At 35.8% G+C, this 24582-nt stretch carries 23 protein-coding genes, 1 tRNA gene and 3 rRNA genes; 19 read left to right on the top strand and 8 right to left on the bottom strand.

Going from position 1 to position 24582, the window contains the following annotated elements:
* The first annotated feature begins 25 nt into the window (after positions 1-25).
* The 5 genes from G6Z82_RS01830 (at position 26) to trxA (ending at position 3908) form a co-directional block, all read left to right on the top strand.
* Positions 26-283 carry an IreB family regulatory phosphoprotein gene (locus G6Z82_RS01830; protein ID WP_006730455.1) on the top strand — a complete coding sequence of 86 codons (258 nt, stop codon included), beginning with the start codon at positions 26-28 and terminating at the stop codon, positions 281-283.
* Entirely contained in the window at positions 283-714 is a 432-nt protein-coding gene (gene ruvX / locus G6Z82_RS01835) for a Holliday junction resolvase RuvX (RefSeq protein WP_006728856.1), read from the top strand. Before G6Z82_RS01830 ends, ruvX begins: the two co-directional genes overlap by 1 nt.
* Positions 715-720: 6 nt before the next feature.
* Positions 721-1032 (top strand): DUF1292 domain-containing protein, encoded by a 312-nt coding sequence (locus G6Z82_RS01840; RefSeq protein ID WP_006728855.1) that lies wholly within the window; start codon positions 721-723, stop codon positions 1030-1032.
* A 107-nt stretch (positions 1033-1139) separates the two neighbouring features.
* The gene (locus G6Z82_RS01845) at positions 1140-3500 is read left to right on the top strand and encodes an endonuclease MutS2 (protein ID WP_164785734.1); all 2361 of its coding nucleotides are present in this window, start codon (positions 1140-1142) and stop codon (positions 3498-3500) included.
* Between the two features lie 96 nt (positions 3501-3596).
* Positions 3597-3908 (top strand): thioredoxin, encoded by a 312-nt coding sequence (gene trxA / locus G6Z82_RS01850; protein ID WP_006728853.1) that lies wholly within the window; start codon positions 3597-3599, stop codon positions 3906-3908.
* 126 nt (positions 3909-4034) lie between these two features.
* On the opposite strand, the gene G6Z82_RS01855 is transcribed toward trxA, so the two are convergent.
* Positions 4035-4433 carry a YslB family protein gene (locus tag G6Z82_RS01855; protein WP_006732105.1) on the bottom strand — a complete coding sequence of 133 codons (399 nt, stop codon included), beginning with the start codon at positions 4431-4433 and terminating at the stop codon, positions 4035-4037.
* A 95-nt stretch (positions 4434-4528) separates the two neighbouring features.
* Between G6Z82_RS01855 and murI the strand changes: the two genes are divergently transcribed.
* On the top strand, positions 4529-5314 hold the full coding sequence (gene murI, locus G6Z82_RS01860; protein WP_164785735.1) for a glutamate racemase: 786 nt from the start codon (positions 4529-4531) through the stop codon (positions 5312-5314).
* A 17-nt stretch (positions 5315-5331) separates the two neighbouring features.
* Positions 5332-5952, top strand: coding sequence for an XTP/dITP diphosphatase (locus G6Z82_RS01865; RefSeq protein WP_006728850.1), 621 nt, complete (start codon positions 5332-5334; stop codon positions 5950-5952).
* 25 nt (positions 5953-5977) lie between these two features.
* On the opposite strand, the gene G6Z82_RS01870 is transcribed toward G6Z82_RS01865, so the two are convergent.
* A complete protein-coding gene (locus tag G6Z82_RS01870; protein ID WP_164785736.1) occupies positions 5978-6823 on the bottom strand; it encodes a mechanosensitive ion channel family protein in 846 nt (281 codons plus the stop codon).
* Between the two features lie 124 nt (positions 6824-6947).
* Between G6Z82_RS01870 and G6Z82_RS01875 the strand changes: the two genes are divergently transcribed.
* Positions 6948-7385 (top strand): DUF948 domain-containing protein, encoded by a 438-nt coding sequence (locus tag G6Z82_RS01875; RefSeq protein WP_006728848.1) that lies wholly within the window; start codon positions 6948-6950, stop codon positions 7383-7385.
* 14 nt (positions 7386-7399) lie between these two features.
* The gene (locus G6Z82_RS01880; protein ID WP_006728847.1) at positions 7400-7729 is read left to right on the top strand and encodes a hypothetical protein; all 330 of its coding nucleotides are present in this window, start codon (positions 7400-7402) and stop codon (positions 7727-7729) included.
* Between the two features lie 56 nt (positions 7730-7785).
* On the opposite strand, the gene G6Z82_RS01885 is transcribed toward G6Z82_RS01880, so the two are convergent.
* Positions 7786-8892, bottom strand: coding sequence for a M24 family metallopeptidase (locus G6Z82_RS01885; RefSeq protein WP_006730458.1), 1107 nt, complete (start codon positions 8890-8892; stop codon positions 7786-7788).
* 148 nt (positions 8893-9040) lie between these two features.
* On the opposite strand from G6Z82_RS01885, the gene G6Z82_RS01890 reads away from it, so the two are divergent.
* A complete protein-coding gene (locus tag G6Z82_RS01890) occupies positions 9041-10042 on the top strand; it encodes a substrate-binding domain-containing protein (protein ID WP_164785737.1) in 1002 nt (333 codons plus the stop codon).
* A gap of 79 nt (positions 10043-10121) precedes the next feature.
* On the opposite strand, the gene pepV is transcribed toward G6Z82_RS01890, so the two are convergent.
* Both pepV and G6Z82_RS01900 read right to left on the bottom strand, forming a co-directional pair.
* Positions 10122-11519: a dipeptidase PepV gene (gene pepV / locus G6Z82_RS01895; protein ID WP_164785738.1), complete on the bottom strand. Its 1398-nt coding sequence runs from the start codon at positions 11517-11519 to the stop codon at positions 10122-10124.
* A 14-nt stretch (positions 11520-11533) separates the two neighbouring features.
* Positions 11534-12901, bottom strand: a complete 1368-nt coding sequence (locus G6Z82_RS01900) for a glycerophosphodiester phosphodiesterase (RefSeq protein ID WP_006728843.1) — start codon at positions 12899-12901, stop codon at positions 11534-11536.
* Between the two features lie 107 nt (positions 12902-13008).
* Here G6Z82_RS01900 and G6Z82_RS01905 point away from each other — a divergent pair, with 107 nt between their 5' ends.
* The 5 genes from G6Z82_RS01905 (at position 13009) to G6Z82_RS01925 (ending at position 15695) form a co-directional block, all read left to right on the top strand.
* Positions 13009-13341 (top strand): hypothetical protein, encoded by a 333-nt coding sequence (locus G6Z82_RS01905; RefSeq protein WP_006733180.1) that lies wholly within the window; start codon positions 13009-13011, stop codon positions 13339-13341.
* Positions 13342-13887 (top strand): YutD family protein, encoded by a 546-nt coding sequence (locus G6Z82_RS01910; RefSeq protein ID WP_006736176.1) that lies wholly within the window; start codon positions 13342-13344, stop codon positions 13885-13887. It begins immediately after the preceding gene.
* Positions 13888-13889: 2 nt separating this feature from the next.
* Entirely contained in the window at positions 13890-14669 is a 780-nt protein-coding gene (locus G6Z82_RS01915) for a TIGR01457 family HAD-type hydrolase (protein WP_006728840.1), read from the top strand.
* A complete protein-coding gene (locus G6Z82_RS01920) occupies positions 14669-15277 on the top strand; it encodes a TIGR01906 family membrane protein (protein ID WP_006730473.1) in 609 nt (202 codons plus the stop codon). Before G6Z82_RS01915 ends, G6Z82_RS01920 begins: the two co-directional genes overlap by 1 nt.
* Before the next feature lie 232 nt (positions 15278-15509).
* A complete protein-coding gene (locus G6Z82_RS01925; RefSeq protein ID WP_009310570.1) occupies positions 15510-15695 on the top strand; it encodes a hypothetical protein in 186 nt (61 codons plus the stop codon).
* 127 nt (positions 15696-15822) lie between these two features.
* Here G6Z82_RS01925 and G6Z82_RS01930 read toward each other — a convergent pair whose 3' ends face one another.
* Both G6Z82_RS01930 and G6Z82_RS01935 read right to left on the bottom strand, forming a co-directional pair.
* Positions 15823-16467, bottom strand: coding sequence for a VTT domain-containing protein (locus tag G6Z82_RS01930; protein ID WP_006728837.1), 645 nt, complete (start codon positions 16465-16467; stop codon positions 15823-15825).
* Positions 16468-16494: 27 nt separating this feature from the next.
* Positions 16495-17442, bottom strand: coding sequence for an NAD(P)/FAD-dependent oxidoreductase (locus G6Z82_RS01935; RefSeq protein WP_164785739.1), 948 nt, complete (start codon positions 17440-17442; stop codon positions 16495-16497).
* A gap of 449 nt (positions 17443-17891) precedes the next feature.
* Between G6Z82_RS01935 and G6Z82_RS01940 the strand changes: the two genes are divergently transcribed.
* The 4 genes from G6Z82_RS01940 (at position 17892) to G6Z82_RS01955 (ending at position 22835) form a co-directional block, all read left to right on the top strand.
* Positions 17892-19462 (top strand): 16S ribosomal RNA (locus G6Z82_RS01940).
* Positions 19463-19679: 217 nt separating this feature from the next.
* A 23S ribosomal RNA gene (locus tag G6Z82_RS01945) occupies positions 19680-22579 on the top strand.
* A gap of 60 nt (positions 22580-22639) precedes the next feature.
* Positions 22640-22756 (top strand): 5S ribosomal RNA (gene rrf, locus G6Z82_RS01950).
* Together the 16S, 23S and 5S rRNA genes with 1 tRNA gene alongside form the textbook arrangement of a ribosomal RNA operon.
* 6 nt (positions 22757-22762) lie before the next feature.
* A tRNA-Asn gene (locus G6Z82_RS01955) sits at positions 22763-22835 on the top strand.
* Positions 22836-23112: 277 nt separating this feature from the next.
* Here G6Z82_RS01955 and G6Z82_RS01960 read toward each other — a convergent pair.
* Complete coding sequence (locus G6Z82_RS01960; RefSeq protein WP_164785740.1) at positions 23113-24486, bottom strand: amino acid permease; 1374 nt, start codon at positions 24484-24486, stop codon at positions 23113-23115.
* Positions 24487-24582: the final 96 nt, after the last annotated feature.

The following is a 24582-nucleotide window of genomic DNA, read 5'->3' on the forward strand; positions in this document are numbered from 1 at the left end:
AATTAAATTGATGGGAGGAATTAATATGAGTTCGCTAGATAAAACTATGCATTTTGACTTTAATCAAAATAAAGGAAAAAATGTTTATGATACATTACAAGATGTTTATGTTGCTTTAGAGGAAAAGGGATATAGTCCGATTAATCAAATAGTTGGTTATCTTCTTTCAGGCGATCCGGCATATATTCCTCGACATAATGATGCACGTAATCTTATTTTAAAACATGAACGTGATGAGATAATTGAAGAATTAGTCAAGTCATATTTAGGCAAGGATAAATAATGCGGCTATTAGGATTGGATGTAGGTAGTAAAACTGTAGGTGTTGCAGTTAGCGATGCTTTGGGAATTACTGCACAAGAGGTTGAAACAATACCGATTGATGAGAGTAAATATAATTTTGGTATGAGACGTGTCAAGCAATTAGTGCGTGAGTACGAAGTATCAGGTTTTGTGGTGGGCTTACCTAAGAATATGGATGGAACTTGTGGTGAGTCAGCTCAAAGGTGCCTTGACTATGGAGAACGTTTAAAAGCCAAATTTAAAATACCCGTTTATTATAGTGATGAGCGACTTACTACCATTCAGGCTAAAAGGATTTTAGTTGAAGAAGCTGGAATTAGTGATCGTGTTGCTCGTAAAAAGATTATTGATCAGATGGCAGCAGTTTTAATTTTACAGAATTTTCTTGAAGCTAAGCGAAAGGATAACTAGATAACCATGGGCGAAAAGATTAGTAACAAAAATACTGAAAATCAAATAACATTAATTGATGATAAGGGTAATGAAGAATTATTCGAGATTTTATTTACATTTACTTCTGATGATTATAATAAATCATATGTATTACTTTATCCTGCTGCTGTAGGTGAAGATGAAGAAGTAGAAGTTCAGGCATTTTCATATGATGCTGATGAGGACGGTGCTGTTCTTGGTTCTAACTTGCATGAAATTACTAGCGATGAAGAATGGGATATGGTACAAGGAGTTTTAAACACCTTTCTTTCAGATGAACGATTAAGTGGTGAATAAACTGGAAAAGGATCAGTAATGCTGGTCTTTTTTCATTGGTGATAGCATGGCTTTCATTTTAAGATAGTCCCTATTTAGGGATTATTTTTATGGAGAATTAATTATTTATGAACTCAAAAATTATTGAAAAATTGGAATTTAAACGAATTACTCAAATGCTGAGTGATTTAGCTGTAACTGAACCTGCTAAAAAATTAGCTCAAGAATTATTACCAGTTTCAGATTACAAAACTGTACTTAATAATATGGCTCAAACTACAGCCTTAGTAAATATACAGCGAGTTAAGGGTCCCTTACCTTTGACGGATTTTGTTGATGTTAATGCTAGCATTAAACGCTTACATATTAATGCAGATTTAAATGCACAAGAATTAGGTAATATTTTATTGATTTTATCTATAGTGCGAGATTGTAAATTTTTTTTGTCAGCAATACAAGATCGTGAACTCGATTTGCATGCTATCGATGATTTAATCGATTCATTATTGCCATTAGATGATTTATTTAATGCTTTAAATCGCTCATTGGAGAGTGATGGAACTGTTTTAGATACAGCATCTGCCGAATTAAATCGCATCAGACACAATTTAAAGGCTAATGAGCTCGATATAAAAACCAAAATGGAAGCATATCTTAAGAATTCATCTGAATATCTTACGGAATCGATTATTACGATTCGAGATGGACGTTATGTTATTCCAGTAAAGCAAACTTATAAAAATAAATTTGGTGGTGTTGTTCATGACCAAAGTGCTAGTGGGCAAACGATGTTTGTTGAGCCTGAAGCAGTTTTATCAATTAATAATCGCCAACAACAGCTTGTTTATGAAGAAAAACGTGAAATACATAAAATTTTGAAGCAATTGTCGCTTATGGCTCAAGAATATATTGATGAAATTGCAGCAGATGCTCGTACGTTAATTTCGCTTGATTTTTTGAGTGCTAAAAGTTTATTAGCTAAGAAGTTAAAAGCTACTGAACCAATTTTTACTGAAAATAATGAAGTGGATTTACATGGTGCTCGTCATCCATTGCTAGATCCTAACAAAGTGGTGACTAACGATATTGAATTAGGAAAAAATTTTGATACGATGCTTATTACTGGGCCTAATACTGGTGGTAAGACAATCATATTAAAAACAGTTGGAATTTTACAATTAATGGCTCAGTCAGGTTTATATATTACAGCTCATGAAGGTAGCAAAGTTGGAATATTCCGTGAGATTTATGCCGATATTGGTGATGAACAATCAATCGATCAATCGTTGAGTACTTTTTCATCACACATGGATCAAATTATCAAAATTATGGCTAATGTTAATCAAGATGATTTAGTTTTACTTGATGAGCTGGGAGCTGGAACTGATCCAGAAGAAGGTGCGTGCTTAGCTATTGCAATTTTGGATTATATGCAAGCTAGATTGCCTAAAATAATGATTACTACCCATTACCCTGAATTGAAATTATATGGCTATAATCGCCTTAGAACTAGTAATGCTTCAATGGAGTTTGATGTTAAAAAGATGCATCCAACTTATAAATTAAGAATAGGTATACCTGGGCAAAGTAATGCATTTGCTATTGCTGAACAGTTAGGGATGGATAATACAGTCATTATAGCTGGACGTTCATTAATGTCAGAGCAAAATAACGATATTAATAAGATGATTTTAAGGCTTACTCAGCAAACTAAAGACGCAGAAGAACTAACTAATCAGGTGCATAAAAAATTAAAATTATGTATAGCTTTGAAAAATAAATTACAGGCTGGGTTAGACTGGTATAATCAGCAAGTTGATCATCAAATGCAATTAACGATGGCAAAAGTCGATAAAATTGTTAGTGATAAACGCAATGAGGCTGAAAAAATAATTAAACAGTTGAAGCAGCAACAACATGATAATGGTCAATTTAAAATAAATAAGGTTATTGAAGCTAAAAATGCCTTTAATGCGATTGAAAATGAAACTCAGCAACTAGCTCATAACAAGATTTTAAAAAAGGCTAAGAAAAAACATGATATCCAACCTGGCGATGCAGTTAAGGTTAGTTCTTATGGTCAAACAGGTGTAGTAACCAAAAAAATCTCCGATAATCAATTTGAAGTACAAATTGGAATTATCAAAGTAAAAGTAAGTGGAACTGATTTAGATAAAATAGTTAGCAAAAAGGCAAAAACCAAAGAAATGGTAGTTAGATCTGGTCGAGGTATCAGAACTACTCAAGCCAAAGCAGAGTTGGATTTGCGAGGCAAAAGATACGAAGATGCAATGGTTGAATTGGATAGATATATTGATACAGCTCTCTTAAATGGGTTGACAGTAGTGACAATAATTCATGGAGTAGGAACTGGTGCTATTAGATTAGGTGTAGGAAAGTATCTTCGTCAAAGTAAACATGTGCAGTCATTTGCCTATGCTCCCGCTAATGAAGGTGGAACTGGTGCTACGATTGTTCATTTGAAATAATAAATTAAATATTTGCAAAAAGATACATGATTGTATATATTGAAAACTAGCTAATTAAATCATAGATCAAAGCTTGATAGAGAAAGAGGAAAAGCGATGTTTGAAGAACTAACGGATAAGACGTATGAAGTAGAAACTAGTGAAGGTTTAGTTGTAATTGATTTTTGGGCTCCTTGGTGTGGACCATGTAGGATGCAATCGCCTGTAATTGATGAATTGTCGGAAGAAATGCAAGATGTTAAATTTGCTAAAGTTGATATTGATCAAAATCCTGATACACCTAAAGCATTAGGAATAATGGCTATTCCAACTATTTTAATTAAAAAAGATGGAAAATTAGTTAACCGCTTTACAGGCTTTACCCCGAAAGAAAAGTTAAAAGCTGCTATTGAAGAATATATTGATTAAAGTACCAATATAAAATTTGATGCTCTGAGCAAAAAAATAAGAGGTTACTTCTAAAATCTAGAGGTTGCCTCTTATTTTTATATGAACAAGCCTAAGCTAATAATTATAGTGTGGAATAATTTTGAATTAGTCGTATTGAACAACGATTTCCACTACTTTTCTTTTTGCATCAATATTGGCGACTGCTTCTGCGTTAGTTTTATTTTCTCGAGCAATGCATTCAGCGATAATGCCACTTTCAATGGTAAATTCAGTGATGCTACTTTCTATTCGATCAGTCACATTTTGACCAGATAACTCAAAAACTACTGTTTTTCTACGATTACTGATTAATTTTAATTGACCAAATTGAGCTATTCTAAAAAATTCTGGTAGATCATCGATATCAGAAAGGTCATATCGACGAGATACTCGTTTACCTGCCCAATAAAGGATATCGCTGGCATCTTTGCCTAAAATTTCACTTAGAATACAATCTCTATATAAACTATTTATAAAATAAAGTTGTTCTGAATTATCTTGCATATTTTTTCATTTCCTTTTTTATCTTAAATTATTGTAAACTAAAAAGGGGTAGAATGTAAAAAGTAATTTTTAAAAAATTGGAGGAAAATTATTTAATGGATAATCGTCCTATTGGAATATTGGATTCAGGATTAGGTGGTCTAACCGTTTTAAAAAAAGTTATTCAAAGATTACCTAATGAATCTACTATTTTTATTGGCGATCAAGCTCATATGCCATATGGTGATCGCACAGTAGAAGATATTATTAATTTAACAAGGGCTAGTGTAAAATTTTTACTAACCAAAAATGTCAAAGTAATTATTTTTGGTTGTAATACGGCCACAGCGGCAGCTATGTCGGTTATTCAGCAGGAGATTCCAATGCAAATTATTGGTGTGATTCAATCTGGTGCTTTAGCTGCGTCCAAAATTACGCAAACCAATCAAGTAGCTGTTATTGCTACTAATGCTACTGTAAATAGCCATTCTTATGTTAAAGAAATAGCTTTTAGAAATTCACAAATACAAGTTACCGAATTAGGTGAACCTAAATTAGCACCACTAGTAGAGGCTAATCCTTCTGACAAAATAAAAAAGACCGTTGTTGCCCAGTGTCTAGCACCATTAAAGCATGTGCAATATGATACATTGATTTTAGGATGTACACATTATCCCTTATTAATTAAAGAAATAGCTGAATTTATTGGCAAAGACAAAAAAATTGTTGATCCCGCTGATCAAGTCGCACAATACACTTTTAATGTCCTTAAACGAGATAATTTATTAGCAGAAAAAGGTGGAAAGCATGAATATTATACGACAGGCGATCCAATTAAATTTATGAAAATTGCTAAAAAATGGATGCATGATCCAACATTAAAAGCACAGCATGTAGAATAAAAAAGGAAGTATAAATTTTGGATACATTATTATTTGCAACTACTAATTTAAATAAGGCCAAAGAGGTAGAAAAAGCTCTAAAATTAGCTAATTTTCCACTAAAAGTTATAACTAATCGGGATTTAGAAAATGTTCCTGAAGTTATAGAAACAGGTACTACTTTTTTACAAAATGCTACTTTAAAGGCTCATAAGTTAGCTCAGTTTAGTCAATTGCCTACTTTAGCGGATGATTCAGGGTTGATGGTTGATAAATTAAATGGAGCTCCTGGTGTTTATTCAGCTAGGTATTCAGGAGAAGATCACAATGATGCCCGCAATAATGCTAAATTATTGGCTGAACTAGGTGGCGTACCTGAGCAACAACGAACAGCCGTTTTTCATACTACCATGGTGTTGTCATGGCCTGACAGATATGACTGTGATTTAGTAAGTCAAGGCGAAATTTTGGGTCGCATTTTAACGATGCCTAAAGGTGAAGGCAATTTTGGTTACGACCCTCTATTTTATGTAGCAGAAAAAGGCAAAACTTTCGCAGAAATGACAGTTGAGGAAAAAAATACAATATCCCATCGAGGAATCGCATTACGCAAATTATTAGCTGAATTGCCAATGTGGTGGAAAAAAATGTCTAAGTAATATAGCTAGACTTAAAGCCAAGTTTTTAATTGAAGATGACCTTGTTAGCTTGTAATTGCTTAATATATTCTGAAAAATAGGCATTTTTAATTTCTATTTGATATCCTGGTACAACTTGAAAGTGGATATTGTATGTAAAACCATTTTTATATTGACTTACAATACCCAAAATCGAAGGATCTTTTTTTAATTTGCGAGAAAATTTTGGACGTAATATCTCATTGGCATCATTAATAGATTTAGTTATAATTGCAAAGTCATTATTAGCATCCAGATGCAAGGATATATCAACTCCGATACCACCTCGGGTTAAATTTTCCACAATAGAAATACTGCGGTTGGGGATGTAGATAATGGTTCCGTCTGACGCTCTTAATTTAGTAATTCTGATTCCAAGTGAAATAACAGTTCCTGTAAAACCGCTTATTTTTACTAAATCACCTACGTCATATTGTGATTCACTAAGGATAGTGATTCCATTTACTAAATCACTGACAAAGCCCTGAGCTCCCATACCTAAAGCTAGGGAAACTACACCAGCACTGGCAATCAAAGTACCTACAGGTAGGCCAAGGATATTGAGGATGCCATAAATGTAGAAAAATAATAGCGTATATTGGAAAATATTCACAAGTAGTTGTGAAAAAGTTTTTTTTCGGCTAGAAACTTTTTGTTGAAAATGAGGATTTTGAATTAAATATTTATTGATAAATTTTTTACCTATGGTCCAAATAGCAAGGTAGATAAGAGAAGTAAAAGCAATTGTTAGAAATTTGCCCACACTTTCGTGTGCTAGTTGGGACCAATCTAGTAAATGTGCTTGTGTTGGTTGAATTTTAAAAGGTGTTAATAAGTTGTTAAGTATGTACATAGTAGTATGCTCCTATTTATTATTCCAATTGTAGTATAACAAAAACCATACTTTCATTCATTGATTGACTATTAATTTAATGCTAGACTTTTTATAAGCGGTAAAGAAAGACGGAGGATATATTATGGTTATGTCTTATAGCGAAATTGCTATTTTGCTTATTGCGGTAGCGATTATAGTTCTGGTTGTATTTATGATTCCATGCTTAGTTAAGTTGTATAAGCTTATGAAAAGTCTAATACAAGTTAGTGACAATCTCAATACCACTATTTCAGATTTAAATAGTAAAACATCCCTGTTATTAAATCAAACAGAAGATTTGTTAAAAACAAGCAATGAATTAATGGCAGATATCAATGATAAAGTTAAGCGACTTGATCCATTGGTTCAAGCAATTGATGATGTTAGTGAAAGTATATCTGATATTAATAATTCATCCAAAAAAGCGATGAGTAATATTTCTAAATTCAGTGCTAAAAAAGTCGGCTTAGGTATTGTATCATCAATCTTAAGTCATATAATTGTAAAAAAGCATGAGAAGAATAATAAGAAACATTTTTAAAGGGGGGCTGTAAAATGGGAAAGAAAGGTAGTTTTTTAGTTGGTGGTATTTTAGGATTTGGCTTAGGAATTTTGGCTAGTGCCTTTTTACCTGATGATGTTAGTTCTAATATCAAGGGCAAAATTACTGATAATGATATGTTTAAGACATTGAAAGAAAAATATGATCAACGTACTGAAGATTTGAAAGAGCAGATGACGGAGATTCCTAGTAATATTAATGACGATTCTGAATTAAAAGATTTTGATGATATTATTATTGATAATACACAGTCTTCTTCTGAAAAAGTTGATGATAATCAACATATATCAGACGATATTTTAGATTTAAAAAATGAAGAATAAAATAAAAAAGAACGGTTGCAGTGTTGCTGTAACTGTTCTTTTTAGTTTAAAATTACTTATTCTTTAACTGGAATATATCTTAATTGTTTATCGGTCTTAGTGAATGTCTTGAAACCTTCATTAGTCAAAACACCGCAGTCTTCAATACGTACACCACCAACGTTAGGAATATAGATACCTGGTTCAATAGAGAAACACATACCTTCTTGTAAAATAAAGTCATTACCTGACATTATTTGTGGTAATTCATGTACACTCATACCAATACCATGACCTAAACGGTGGATGAAGTATTCACCATAGCCAGCTTTGGTAATAATGTCTCTAGCAACAGCATCTAATTCACCAGCTGTCATTCCAGGACGAGCTGCGTCGATTGCTGCTTGTTGTGCTTCACGATCAATTTCGTAAATTTCTTTTTCTTTGGCAGAAGGTTCACCATATGCGACAGTTCTACTTGAATCTGAAGCATATCCATTGTGCATAGTACCTAAATCAAAGAGAACTAGTTGATTTGGTTTGATTGTATTCAAAGTTGGACCTAGGTGAGGATTTGCTGCATTGGTTCCAGCTTGACAAATAGTTTCAAAACTCGTGTGCATTACGCCTTTGTCTAATTTAAGGCGATATTCAATTTGACCTGCAACATAACGTTCTGTGACACCATTTCTTAAGGCATTAAATCCAACTTCGAATGCGTAATCAGCTTCAGCTCCTGCAGCTTGCAATTGCTTAACTTCTTCTTCTGTTTTAATAATTCTTAACTCACCAATTAATTTTGACACATCAGTACTAAAATCTGCATCAGTAAATACAGACTTGAGTGCTTCCAAACGAGCGATTGATACAAAACTCTTTTCAATAGCTATCTTTTGAGGACGTCCAATTCTTTCTGATACTAAATTGGCAATCTTTTGCCATGGATTTTGTTCATCAAGATAGCCATAAACATCACCATTCCAAGCTGAGTGTTTTGCTTCTTCTACATTTAATTCTGGTGCAAAAATGAAAGCAGGCTTGTCTTTGAATGCAACTAAGGCAAATATTCTTTCGTTAGGATCCATATTAAATCCAGTAAAGTAGTTAATGCTCAAAGGATCAGAAATGTATGCTACATCACAATTATTTTTAATTAACCATTCATTTAATTTATCTAAATTCATTTTAAATCTCCTTAGTTTTAAATTTGTATTTAAACATAGATAATGTGAGTATAGCATATTTTTACTTGATTTAATGCAAAATATTAATAATCACTTGCAAATATATTGTTTTCTTGCTAACTTTAATTTAGGAATTGAGGTTTTAAAAATGCAGAAACAAGATGTAACTATATATGATGTTGCTAGAGAAGCGAATGTTTCGATGGCAACAGTTTCTAGAGTTGTTAATGGCAATACTAATGTTCGTAAAGAAACCAGAGATAAGGTTTTAGCAGTAATAGATCGTTTACATTATCAGCCTAATGCTGTAGCACAAGGATTGGCCTCGAAAAAAACTACTACTGTTGGTGTAGTTGTTCCTGGGTTAACTAATCTTCATTTTGCAGAATTAGCTAAAGGAATTGATGATATTGCGACAATGTATAAATACAATATTATTTTAACTAGCATTGAAAACAATGTAATTGATAATGGTAATGTTATCCAGAGCATCTTAAATAAACAAGTAGATGGTGTTATTTATATGTGTAATACTATGTCACCTAAAGCAACTGAGGCTTTTAGCCGAGCTAATATTCCAGTTGTTTTAGCAGGTACAATCATTGATAATGACCATTTTGGCAGTGTAGCAATTGATTATAAAGAAGCGGATCGCAAAGCCTTAGAATTATTATGGAAAGATGGCAAAGAAAATATTGCCTTAATAGTTGATGATAAAGAAGCTTATATAAATAGAGGATGTAGAATTAAATCATATCGTCAATTTTTAGCTGATCATGGAATTAAGTCGGAATATATTTATGATAATATTTTGACTTTTGAAGATGGATATAATTTATTTGCTAAGTTGCATAGTGATGGCATAGATGCAGTAGTTACTACCAAAGATATTACAGCGGCAGGAATTGTTAATGCAGCATTAGATAGTCAAGTATCTATTCCAGAACAATTTGAGATTATATCTGCTACTTCAACTAATATTGCAAAAATTGTTCGGCCTCAGTTAACATCAATTCAGCAGCCACTATATGACATAGGTGCAGTTGCTATGAGAATGTTAACTAAGTTGATGAAAAATGAAGATGTGGCTGAAAAAAATATCGTATTACCATATCAGATTTTGAAACATAATACTACTTTGAATAAATGACAAAAGGTCTGAGAAATTTCTCAGACCTTTTGTTTCTTGATTATATTCAATATTAAGTCATATGTGGGTGATAACTTAATTATTTACATAGTTCATAAATAGCTTCAGCGTAGATAGCAATTGAGTTGATTAAATCTTCAACTTTCATATATTCATTTGGTTGGTGCATAACTAATGGAGCTCCTTCAGGTTGTGCTCCAAAGGCTACACCATGCTCAAATAAACGGCCGTACGTTCCGCCACCAATTACAACTTCATGTCCCTTTAAGCCAGTTTGCTTTTCATAGACTTTCAATAAAGTTTGAACAATTGGATCGTCTCCTGGAACATAATGTGGTTCTTCAGCCTTGCCCTCTACTGTAGTAGAGATAAAGTTGCCATAACGTTCATTAATATTATTAACCATTATCTCTGGATTGGTACCTTGTGGGTATCGAACATTGTTTAATAAGTATGCTTCATTTTCATTATATTTGAAAATACTTGGAGAGCTTGCTAATTCACCCATCAAATCGTCTTGGTGATAGATACCTAATTTTTCTCCATGAAAATCATTATGTTCGACAGAAGCTAAGAAACTTAAATAGTTATCTGCTTTACCAGCAAAATCATATTTTACTAAAAATTTAGCTAAGTAGGTTGCAGCATTACGTCCAGTTTCAGGAGCTGAAGCATGAGCTCCGTGACCAGTTAATGTGAAATTAATCACACCATTTTGATGTTCAATTTCACCAGTTAATTCGTTTTCTGTTAAGAATTGCTGATACTCAGTCTCAAAATCAATAGAACTATTATCTTTAATTGTAGCTTTTGCAGTTTGAGGAATAACATTAGCAGCAATACCTGATTCGAAACTAATTAAGAAGTTGGTACCTTTTCTATTTTCTTCTTTGAAAGTTAATTTTAAAGTAACAATTCCTTGTTCGCCATTGATAATTGGAAATTCAGCATCAGGTGAAAATACCATATCTGGCTTGGGTTCATGCTTTAAATAGTAGTCAATACCTACCCAGTTTGTTTCTTCATTAGTACCTAAAACAAAATCAATTTTTTTTGATGGCACAAATCCATGTTCTTTTAAAATTAGTAAACCATAATAACATGCTAAAGAAGGTCCCTTATCATCAGCACTACCACGGCCAAAGATTTTTCCATCTTTGATAACCATTTCGAAAGGATTAGTTTTCCAACCATCGCCGGCAGGAACAACATCCATATGACCAATGATGCCTACACGGCTATCACCATTTCCATAATTAATACGACCTGCATAGTTGGCAAAATTTTGTGTATCAAAGCCATCTCTTTGTGCAAATGATAAAAACTTTTTCAATGCAGTTACAGGACCAGGTCCTACAGGATATTCTTCAGATGTATTGGTTAAATCTTCGGATGAATCAATTGCTATTAATTCTTTTAAATCAGCTAAAATTGCATCTTTCTTTTCTAAAGCCAGTTTTTTATAATCTAAATCCATAATTACTGTCTCCTTTAAAAATCTTTAATATTATTTAATATTTTACATTGTTTCCAAAAGTTTACCACATATTGCCTATTGAACGCTACATCAGGAACTAAAGCAAGATTGATTTGTTGATAATTGTGTGGTAGTTTTCGGTAATAATTAAATTCTGCAGTATTAGGAAAAATACCATAATAGAGGATTTCTTTAGCAGGTACCCAGCCTGAGGTGGTTAATAGCCACTTTTGATTTTGGCTGATACCATAAATTTTATATTTGGTATTTGGTTTTAAAAATTTTACCACATTGGCTGTGTATTTGGGATGTACATATGTAGTAGTCATTTGATTGTATTTGGTAATTATTGGCAAATTCCAATAAGGATATATACAATTTACTGGTAAATTAAAATTAACAAAGTCGGCATCAATAAATTGTTTTGCTCCGATTTGATAATAAGTTCCCGAACTGGTTTCAACGGCATTGCTGACGTGAATATTTTGTGAAAAATGTATTTTTTTATTAGTTTTAGTCTTAAAATATGGATTTTCAAAAACTCTTTCTGAAGCCCGACTATAAAAAATGGCATCTTTGTTAATACTAAATTTATGAGTCTTTTTTTTAGCCATATTATAGCGATAAGCCGTTGCTGGGAAATTAGTTACTACAGCGTCAATATCGTTATTAATTAACCAATTCCAAAGTTTAGGAGATTCATCCATTTCGGCCCAAACATAGACTTTTTTATGGAGCTTGTGCAATTGTTGAATTAAATCAGGATTTTGTGTAATTAAATCAGCAGAGATATTTATCCCATTGACATAGCTGAGCACTTCAAAATTAATTCTTTTAAGTGAACCGACAATAAAAATACGTGGAATTTTTGGTAACAATTTGCTTAGAGTTTCTAGACTTGGAGCAGAAAATGAATGGAACATAACTCTATTTTCCATATGATATTTTTTAATAACATTAGCTAAAATTTGTTCCATGTTCTTAGGCGTATTATGACTAGTTTTTTTAGTTTCAATCAAAAATTTGGTACGAGGTTTATGCTGATAATATTCAAACAATTCGTTGAGTGACATTATAGGCTCGCCATTTTTGCATTTTAAGGTGTGCAAATAAGAAAAATTATTTTGTGATACAATAACCGAGGAACCAGTTATCCGTGACAAATTTCTATCATGCGAGATAACTAAAATATTATCTTTTGATAGATGCAAATCTAATTCGACAAAATCAGCCCCGTCATTAAAGGCAGAATTGTCGCTTTGGATGGTTTCTTCGGGAAATTTGTTAGGGTTTCCGCGGTGGCCTATGACTAAAAACCCGGATTCGAGCAAAAAGATACCCAAAAAGACAATGGTAAAATATAGATGTTTGCATTTGCTCATTAACTAGATACCTCCGGTTCTTTCTATGAGATTAATTTACAATATTTACTCTAAGTTTAGTATATTATAAGTATTATGGATAAAAAAATAAAGGCAAGGAAAATGATATGTCAGCTAAATACCAACAATTGAATTTAATTGAAGAAGTTACTAGAAATGATGGTAGCAAATATTATGAAATTTCCAATATCAATCAAAATGGTATTGCAGAAATGGCTGCTGATAATGGTAAGATAAAAGAAGTTAGAATTTTAAAATTAAATATTGCAAGAACTAAACAGTTACAAATTTACGAAAAATATATCAATGAAACATATGATTTACAAACTTTACTACTGGAATCAGATTGGCGTAATCCGAAGTGGATTGAATGGGAAAAGCCAGATGGTAAAATAAAAGATGCATATTTAGCAATTTTAAAAGCAAACAAAGTAGGTTAGATGATGATGGACTATACAAATAGTTGTAATAATGTACCTGCAAAAACTTATCATGCAAAAGCAGATGTACGTTTTAAAGATAAACAATTATTGATTAATGGACGAACTTATCAGATTATTGCTAATGAAAAAAATGCCTTAGATCTCGATTTAATGCAAAAAAAATATGATCCTTTTTTAGATCAATATGACTTTATCGTTGGTGATATTTCCAGCGAACATTTAAGACTAAAAGGCTTTTATAGTGATGATGAAAGAGTGTCTATTGATAAAAGAGCATCTACCATAGTAGATTATCTCGAAGAATATTGTAATCCCAACAGCCCATATTTTATTATTCAATTAATGGGTGATAATACTATCAAGGAAATTGTACTGGGTCGTAAATATAAGCACTATTATAAATATTTTGGTAATCAAAATAATTACTTTAAAGAGAAAAAAGTCAAAAAAATTAAGTTTAAGTCACATAAAAACTATAGTGTCAAAATCAGTTATAAGCATAATCGCCAAAAGAAATTTGTTATTAGAAAAAGGAAGGGCTAATTGTGAATAAACAGTACGGTTGCTACTTAATAGATTTAGATGGAACAATCTATCGTGGAGAAAAAACAATTCAAAGTGGGGTGGATTTTGTTAACCGCCTTAATGAGAAAAAAATACCATATTTATTTTTAACTAATAATACTACTAGAACGCCAGAAATGATTGTAGCTAAGCTAGCTAGTCACGGAGTTATAACTGATGTAGATCATGTTTATACGCCGATTATGGCAACAGTATCATATTTACTAGAGCACAATCCAGGAACGGACGCAATTCCTGTTTATATTATTGGTCAAATTGGTTTGTGGAAAGGCTTGCTAGCTGAGGACCGCATTGTTTTAGATAATAACAATCCAAAATATGTCATTGTTGGTATGGATACTGATTTAACTTATAAAAAAATTTGTATAGCTACTAATGCCATTAGAAAAGGAGCAGAATTTATTGGTACTAATTCTGATCATGTTCTGCCTTCAGGTGATAAGTTATTACCTGGTAATGGTTCTCAATGTGCAATGATTGCAGTAGCTAGTGATCAAAAGCCCTTTTTCATTGGCAAACCTTCAGCTGTAATTGTTAATTATGCTTTGAAAAAAATAAAAAAGAACATCGAAGAGAGCTTGATTGTCGGTGACAATTATGAAACTGATATTATGGCTGGCATCAATTGTCGGATGGATTCGCTATTAACACTAACTGGTGTAACTACCAAAAAGCAATTAGCAGAAGAAAAGATACAACCTACATATGTTTTAAATAACTTAGATGAGTGGCAGCTATAATGAAAAATAAACTTAGTATTGTAATTTATAACTTTGGAGCTGCAATTTTACTTAGCCTGTGGGGGACGATATTGCTGAGCTGGCCTATTTTGCTAGTAATGATGATTGCTCAAAGAACGAATAAATTAATCCATTTAAGCCTCTTTGGTGCTTTAAAGAATTACAGTCAATTGATGTCATATCTGATTAATCCAGTGTCTGATAAATTACAGATGTCTGATTTACAATCATCATTAAATGGATTGATCCATTTTAAAGATTGTAAAAATCTTTTTAGTATAGCTTTGATGTTGGGCTGCATCTGGCTGTTCATTTTTTTGTATTTTGAAATTTGGAAAAAGAAAAAAATAGTATCATTACCACATAGCTATACTATTTGCTTATTACTTTTACCATTGATAGTAGTACCGTTTTCGATGGGCAATTTTACTAATTTATTTATTCTATTTCATAGAGCAATTTTTACCAATAACAATTGGCTATTTAATCCTGATACTGATCCAATTATTTTGATATTGACTGAAGAATTCTTTGCTGCATGTTCTGCTACGTTTTTGCTTATCTATGAATTATATTTTGTGAGATTGTTAATTAAGAAGGGTAGGTAGTATAGAATAAATAAGCTGTCTTCGTATTTCCCGCACATGCGGGTGACGATTTAAAAACACTTCCAAATTTTTATTTACAAAATTTAGGCAATATATCATAATATGTGTAACTTAGGAGTAAGCATGTTATTTTTAGTTTTGGCTTGCTTTTTTCTTAATATTGTACTTTCCGTACATGCTGTGGATAATAAAGTTATTTTTTATAATTAAAAGAAGAAAGGTAACATATATAATGGGAAGAGAACTTATGGGGTTGGCTAGTTGTGATGATGATCGCAAAGCAATTATCAATTTTACTATAGTAGCTGCCAAATATTTTAACGATCAAGTTACAGTTGAAAAAATTAATGATAGTTTGAAGGAACATAGTCAAGCCCCTTTGACAGAAGAAGAGAAAAAATTTTATGGGGTAAAATAATTTTTGCCAAGTACTCTCTATTTTTATCGAGTATTGCTATCATGAAAAATAAAAGCACTAATTTTAATATGTATGCGTGTTATAGAATACATATCGAAATAAGTGCTTTTTTGTGATTTGAAATTTTTTATTTAGAATTTTTAGTTAATTTATTTTTGATAGATAATATGATGATAGGCAAAATAGAAATAGCAATGATAGCAATGATCAGCAAGGAAAAATGATGCTGTACAGCAGGAATATTACCGAATAAAAAGCCACAGATTGAAAATAATGATACCCACAAAAAGGCTCCAACAATGTTGTATATAACGAAAGTTCGATAGTGCATTTTGCTGGCTCCTGATACAAAGGGAACGAATGTTCTGATAATTGGAATAAAACGCCCAATTACAATGGTAATACCGCCATGTTTTTCAAAAAAATCCTCAGCTGCTTTTTTCTTCTGTGGATTAATTAATTTATTGAACCACTTAAATTTGTTACTCTGTAGTTCCGACCATTTACCTAATTCGTAGTTGATACTATCACCACAAATTGCTGCTATGATAAAGATAATATAGCATATGATAAGGTCTAGATGATATTTAGGAGAAGCGGCCATAGCAATAGTTGCAAAAATTAATGAGTCTCCTGGTAAAAAAGGGAAAACTACTAATCCGGTTTCCACGAATACGATTAAAAATAAGATTAAGTATGTCCAATCTCCGCAACTATTAACAATAGTTATTAAATGTTTGTCTATATTTAAAATAAAATCTAGTAAATTCATTTTGTTTCCTTTCTTCTAAATCATTTATTAATGACTTGATAAATGGATAGTTAATTTTTTTTCAGGAAATAGATGATTCATTATGCTCATGATAGCAATTTGTGCTTCACCAAACCCCAATGCCATCATAGGTACTCTACCATCGTAAATACAGGCATCACCAGCAGCATATATATTTTCGATATTGCTTTGCATTTGACTATTGACTTTTACATGTCCTGCTTCGAGATTTAATCCCCATTTTTTTAATAAGAGATTGTCAGATTTGAAACCAAATGCTATCACTGCTTCATCACATTTGATTTCTTCCATTTCCTCGGTACCCAATTTTTTAAGTAAAATATTCAGTTGATTATTTTGCCATATTATTTTTTGAGGCAGATAAGGTGTCAAAAAACGTACATTATTGTGTTGATGTAAGAATTTTAAGGTTGATTCCATACCACGAAATTGATCACGCCGATGAATGATGACAATTTTGCATTTATCAGCCATTTGCATTGCCCAATCCAGTGCGGAGTCACCTCCACCGAAAATAGCTACATTCTTGTCTTGAAAATGATCAGCGTTTTTAACAAAGTAATGTATATGTTTTTCGCAAGAGCTATCAATAGGTAGCGGCAATTTTTTTGGAGTAAAAGCCCCCATTCCTGAAGTAATCAATAGCGTTTTTACTTGATAATTGTTATCGATAATAATTTTACTGTCTTTTTGGATTATTTCTTGAACCTTATAATTGGTGATTATTTTTGAATTGATGCCTTCTTTTAATTTATCTACTAATTGATGGCCGATTATAGAATTATAACCAGGAATATCTTTGATTTTTTTATTAGGAAAAAGTCTGTTGATTTGACCTCCACAATCAGCCAGTGCTTCAAAAGTTATCGTTTTCAATCCGTGTAAATTAGCAAATTTGGTAGCAAAAAGTCCTACAGGTCCAGCACCAACAATCGCTAAATCATAGTATTCCATTATCATTTTCCTTTCTTTGTTATTACTATAATATCAACTTTAACATGATATTAGTGTATTTTGCTAATAATTTTTTTCAAAAAAAGCTTGCTAATTCATAATTAAAAGAGTAACATAAAGAAGTTGTCTGAATAATTACATTTCAGATGACATAAAAATTGAAAAAAGTAGTTGAAAAACACTTTTCAATCATGTATAATTTTTAAATGTCGTCACGGATAAGACGTGAGCGGCAGGTTTATGAGAAAAAAGTTCTTTACAAACAGAACTAAGTATGATAAACTAAACAAGCACTAGATGTGCGTAGTACCTTGAAAACTGAACAAAGTTTCGCTAATTGTGTGCGGGGGTAAGACCCCAAACAAAAGCGAAGTCAATTTCGCAAGCAATAAATTTGAGATAACAAATCAAACAAATCGAAAATGAGCTAGAACAGTTCAATTTAAAAATAAATTGAGAGTTTGATCCTGGCTCAGGACGAACGCTGGCGGCGTGCCTAATACATGCAAGTCGAGCGAGTCTGCCTTGAAGATCGGAGTGCTTGCACTCTGTGAAACAAGATACAGGCTAGCGGCGGACGGGTGAGTAACACGTGGGTAACCTGCCCAAGAGATCGGGATAACACCTGGAAACAGATGCTAATACCGGATAATAACAGATGATGCCTATCAACTGTTTAAAAGATGGTTCTGCTATCACTCTTGGATGGACCTGCGGTGCATTAGCTAGTTGGTAGGGTAACGGCCTACCAAGGCGATGATGCATAGCCGAGTTGAGAGACTGATCGGCCACATTGGGACTGAGACACGGCCCAAACTCCTACGGGAGGCAGCAGTAGGGAATCTTCCACAATGGACGCAAGTCTGATGGAGCAACGCCGCGTGAGTGAAGAAGGGTTTCGGCTCGTAAAGCTCTGTTGTTGGTGAAGAAGGACAGGGGTAGTAACTGACCTTTGTTTGACGGTAATCAATTAGAAAGTCACGGCTAACTACGTGCCAGCAGCCGCGGTAATACGTAGGTGGCAAGCGTTGTCCGGATTTATTGGGCGTAAAGCGAGTGCAGGCGGCTCGATAAGTCTGATGTGAAAGCCTTCGGCTCAACCGGAGAATTGCATCAGAAACTGTCGAGCTTGAGTACAGAAGAGGAGAGTGGAACTCCATGTGTAGCGGTGAAATGCGTAGATATATGGAAGAACACCGGTGGCGAAGGCGGCTCTCTGGTCTGTTACTGACGCTGAGGCTCGAAAGCATGGGTAGCGAACAGGATTAGATACCCTGGTAGTCCATGCCGTAAACGATGAGTGCTAAGTGTTGGGAGGTTTCCGCCTCTCAGTGCTGCAGCTAACGCATTAAGCACTCCGCCTGGGGAGTACGACCGCAAGGTTGAAACTCAAAGGAATTGACGGGGGCCCGCACAAGCGGTGGAGCATGTGGTTTAATTCGAAGCAACGCGAAGAACCTTACCAGGTCTTGACATCCATAGCCAGTCTAAGAGATTAGATGTTCCCTTCGGGGACTATGAGACAGGTGGTGCATGGCTGTCGTCAGCTCGTGTCGTGAGATGTTGGGTTAAGTCCCGCAACGAGCGCAACCCTTGTCATTAGTTGCCAGCATTAAGTTGGGCACTCTAATGAGACTGCCGGTGACAAACCGGAGGAAGGTGGGGATGACGTCAAGTCATCATGCCCCTTATGACCTGGGCTACACACGTGCTACAATGGACGGTACAACGAGAAGCGACCCTGTGAAGGCAAGCGGATCTCTGAAAGCCGTTCTCAGTTCGGATTGCAGGCTGCAACTCGCCTGCATGAAGCTGGAATCGCTAGTAATCGCAAATCAGCACGTTGCGGTGAATACGTTCCCGGGCCTTGTACACACCGCCCGTCACACCATGAGAGTCTGTAACGCCCGAAGCCGGCGGGATAACCGAAAGGAGTCAGCCGTCTAAGGCGGGACAGATGATTAGGGTGAAGTCGTAACAAGGTAGCCGTAGGAGAACCTGCGGCTGGATCACCTCCTTTCTAAGGAAGGCGAAAGTATCTGGAGAGCAGAGATGCTAAGAGAAGGATATGAGAAGCCAAGCGGAAAGCACACAAAGAAACTTTGTTTAGTTTTGAGGGCAATAAGCACTCAAGAGTTAGGACATTGAAAACTGAATATAATCAAAGCAAAAACCGAGACAATCAAAGAACAGATTGAAAAAAGAGCGACCGAGAAGAGAGAAGCTCAACTTGAATAGGTCAAGTAGAGAAGGGCGCACGGTGAATGCCTAGGCACTGGAAGCCGATGAAGGACGTGACAAACGACGAAATGCTTCGGGGAGCGGTAAGTACGCAGAGATCCGGAGATATCCGAATGGGGGAACCCGGCACCGCGAGGTGTCACCTTGAATGTGAATAGATAGCATTAAGGAGGAAGACGCAGTGAACTGAAACATCTAAGTAGCTGCAGGAAGAGAAAGAAAGATCGATTTCCCAAGTAGCGGCGAGCGAACAGGAAAGAGCCCAAACCTAATGGCTTGCCATTAGGGGTAGAAGGACTGTAAAAAGCCGAATGGAAGGATAGCAGAATTATCTGGGAAGATAAGCCAAAGAGGGTGAGAGCCCCGTAAGCGAAATCCGGAAAGTAGGTGAGCAGGATCCTGAGTAGGTCGGGACACGAGGAATCCCGATTGAATCCGCGAGGACCATCTCGCAAGGCTAAATACTAACCAGTGACCGATAGTGAACCAGTACCGTGAGGGAAAGGTGAAAAGAACCCCGGGAGGGGAGTGAAAGAGAACCTGAAACCGTGTGCCTACAAGTAGTCAGAGCACGTTAAAGTGTGATGGCGTGCCTTTTGTAGAATGAACCGGCGAGTTGCGTTGTGGTGCAAGGTTAAGTCAGAAAAGACGGAGCCGAAGCGAAAGCGAGTCTGAAGAGGGCGAGATAGTATCATGACGCAGACCCGAAACCAAGTGACCTACCCATGACCAGGTTGAAGGCGTGGTAAAACACGCTGGAGGACCGAACCCACGCAAGTTGAAAATTGCGGGGATGAGTTGTGGGTAGCGGTGAAATTCCAAACGAACTTGGAGATAGCTGGTTCTCTCCGAAATAGCTTTAGGGCTAGCCTCGTGTGAATGATAATGGAGGTAGAGCACTGTTTGGACTAGGGGCCCGTCAGGGGTTACTGAATCCAGATAAACTCCGAATGCCAGATATCAATGCACGGGAGTCAGACTGCGAGTGATAAGATCCGTAGTCGAAAGGGAAACAGCCCAGATCACCGGTTAAGGTCCCAAAATCTATGCTAAGTGGAAAAGGATGTGGAGTTGCACAGACAACTAGGATGTTGGCTCAGAAGCAGCCACCATTTAAAGAGTGCGTAATAGCTCACTAGTCGAGTGACGCTGCGCCGAAAATTTATCGGGGCTAAGCATAGTACCGAAACCGTGGATGCAGTTAGCTGCGTGGTAGGAGAGCGTTCTAAAGGCGGAGAAGGCAGATCGAGAGGACTGTTGGAGCGTTTAGAAGTGAGAATGCCGGTATAAGTAGCGAAAGACAGGTGAGAATCCTGTCCGCCGAAAGACTAAGGTTTCCTGGGGCAGGCTCGTCCGCCCAGGGTAAGTCGGGACCTAAGGTAAGGCCGAGAGGCGTAGCCGATGGACAACAGGTAGATATTCCTGTACTATTCGCAATCGATAAGAGCGAAGGAGGGACGCAGGAGGCTAATGACGCATGGAGATGGAATCATGTGTAAGCGTTAAGGGAGGATACGAGTCAAATGCTTGTAGCCAATTTTGAGACGTGATGCGGAGTGAAATCAAAGTAGCGAAGGTCATGAAGTCACACTGCCAAGAAAAGCTTCTAGCCAGAGAGTGAGTACCCGTACCGCAAACCGACACAGGTAGTCGAGGAGAGAATCCTCAGGTGAGCGAGAGAACTCTCGTTAAGGAACTCGGCAAAATAACCCCGTAACTTAGGGAGAAGGGGTGCTGAAGAGAAATCAGCCGCAGTGAAGAGGCCCAAACAACTGTTTATCAAAAACACAGGTATCTGCAAAATCGTAAGATGACGTATAGGTACTGACACCTGCCCGGTGCTGGAAGGTTAAGAGGATAGCTTAGCGAAAGCGAAGGTTAGAATTGAAGCCCCAGTAAACGGCGGCCGTAACTATAACGGTCCTAAGGTAGCGAAATTCCTTGTCGGGTAAGTTCCGACCTGCACGAAAGGTGTAATGATTTGGGCACTGTCTCAACGAGAGACTCGGTGAAATTATAATACCCGTGAAGATGCGGGTTACCCGCGACAGGACGGAAAGACCCCATGGAGCTTTACTGTAGCTTGATATTGAGTATTTGTTAAACATGTACAGGATAGGTAGGAGCCAGAGAAGATAGGACGCCAGTTTTATCAGAGGCAATGTTGGGATACTACCCTTGTTTGATGGATCCTCTAACTCGTCACACTAAGCGTGTGAGAGGACAGTGTCAGGTGGGCAGTTTGACTGGGGCGGTCGCCTCCTAAAGAGTAACGGAGGCGCCCAAAGGTTCCCTCAGAATGGTTGGAAATCATTCGCAGAGTGTAAAGGTAGAAGGGAGCTTGACTGCGAGAGAGACAACTCGAGCAGGTACGAAAGTAGGGCTTAGTGATCTGGTGGTACTGCATGGAAAGGCCATCACTCAACGGATAAAAGCTACCCTGGGGATAACAGGCTTATCTCCCCCAAGAGTTCACATCGACGGGGAGGTTTGGCACCTCGATGTCGGCTCGTCGCATCCTGGGGCTGAAGTCGGTCCCAAGGGTTGGGCTGTTCGCCCATTAAAGCGGCACGCGAGCTGGGTTCAGAACGTCGTGAGACAGTTCGGTCCCTATCCGTCGTGGGCGTAGGAAATTTGAGAGGAGCTGTCCTTAGTACGAGAGGACCGGGATGGACATACCGCTGGTGTACCAGTTGTCTTGCCAAAGGCACCGCTGGGTAGCTATGTATGGAAGGGATAAGCGCTGAAAGCATCTAAGTGCGAAGCCCCCCTCAAGATGAGATTTCCGAAGCGAAAGCAGTAAGACACCTTAGAGACGATGAGGTAGATAGGCCGGGAGTGGAAGAGCAGTGATGCTTGGAGCGGACCGGTACTAATAAGTCGAGAACTTGACCAAAGAGAGCTCGGAAGAAGCAGAGATTATATTCAGTTTTGAGTGTAAAAGCTCAAGGAAGAGTACGGTGGCGAAAGCAAGAAGGAAACACCTGTTCCCATGTCGAACACAGAAGTTAAGGTTCTTAACGCCGAGAGTAGTTGGTGGGAAACTGCCTGCGAGGGTAGGACGTTGCCGTGCGGTCATTCCGGCTTAGCTCAGTTGGTAGAGCACCTGACTGTTAATCAGGTTGTCGTCAGTTCGAGCCTGACAGCCGGAGCTAACGAAAAGAGGAGAGATATCTCCTCTTTTTTTGTTCTGTAATGATATATAACTTTTTAATAGCATAAATTTATGATAGTTAAAATAGCTGATTAAATTGTAGCTGATGAATATTATCTCGTGCAGTATTCTTTATGGATAATATTTTTGGGCTAGTACACCGCTAAATATGAAGCTATACTTACGCTAAATGTTTATATATAAATTTTATTTCAGCCTATTGAAAAAGCCTTAGAATGCGATATCACATTTTAAGGCTATATTTTTTTATGATATTATTTAATTTTCTTAATAAATTTGATGGACAATATCAAAATGCTGAAGATAACTAAGGCACTAATCATCGGAATACGATCTTTTGGTACCCATAGTAATAGTCCAATCATAGTAATGAAAAATCCTAATACAAGGTAGTCTGTATATGGATATAGCGGTATTCTGAAATTATGTAATTGCTGTTCAGGGGTTTGCTTTCTATAACGGATATGTGCCCAGATCATGATGGACCAGATTATTAAAAACATACTCGTTGAAGTAGCCGCTATGAAGTGAAATGCATTTTCTAAAAATAAGTTCATTATTGGTGCAATCCCTATTAACAAGGTTGAAAAGAGCAATGCATTTTCCGGTAATTGTCGTTTATTTAATTGCCCCATACATTTAGCAAAATTACTCTGTCCATGGTAATTTAGAGAAAATAGTAAACGTCCGCCACTATAAATAAATGTATTCGTAGAAGAAATAGCAGCACTGATTACTACAAAGTTGATGATACAAGCAGCATTTTTAATACCAGTTGCACCTAATGCTTGGACAAATGGTGAATCATTAATAGCAACTTGTTTCCATGGTATGACCAATAAAATAGCTAAAATAGCGAGAACATAAAATAAAATAATTCTAACTGGTAATTCATTAATAGCTTTGACGATTGTTTTTTTAGGATCTTGTGCTTCCGCTGCAGTCAATCCAATTAATTCTACACCGATGAAACTAAAGATAACCATCTGAAAGCCACTAAAGAAACCATTAGCACCTTTAGCAAAAAATCCACCATCTTTGAAGAGGTTACTAAAGCTGATTGCCCCATACAATTTTGTTGATCCATTAGTGATTAATAGGTAAAAAACTAATAAAACAAAGGCAACAATAGTCAATATTTTAATAATTGCAAAACTAAATTCCATATTACCGAAAACTTTAGCTGAAATTAAATTAATCATTAACAAAATTATTAACGTGATTGATCCAGGTAGCCATAGTGGCAAATCGTGCCACCAATATCTAAAATATAGTCCTAATGCAGTTAGTTCTGCCATACCTAACGATAGCCAACTAAACCAGTATAGATAGCCAGTAACTGTTCCGATAACTTTGCCTAAATATTGGGTAATAAAATCAATATATGTATTTTTACTCAAATCTGAAAGAATTAATTCCCCTAACGCTCGCATCAAGAGGAAAAGAAAGAATCCAACTAGTGTATAAATTAAAATTACTGCTGGTCCTGCCAATTCAATACTATTACCAACACCTAAGAAAAGGCCAGTGCCAATTGTCCCACCTAGAGCTATTAACTGAATATGCGTGTTAGTAAGGCTTCTTTTCATTGATATGTCTTTTGAAGAATGAGATTTTTTCTGCTTCATTCACTAACTCCTTTCATGTATTAGAAAATTTTACCATATAATGTAAATAATTTCCTTTATGGAGCATATGTTAGTGGATATAAATCTGCTCGCCTA

The organism is Lactobacillus iners (assembly GCF_011058775.1).
In the GTDB taxonomy this organism is placed as follows: domain Bacteria; phylum Bacillota; class Bacilli; order Lactobacillales; family Lactobacillaceae; genus Lactobacillus; species Lactobacillus iners.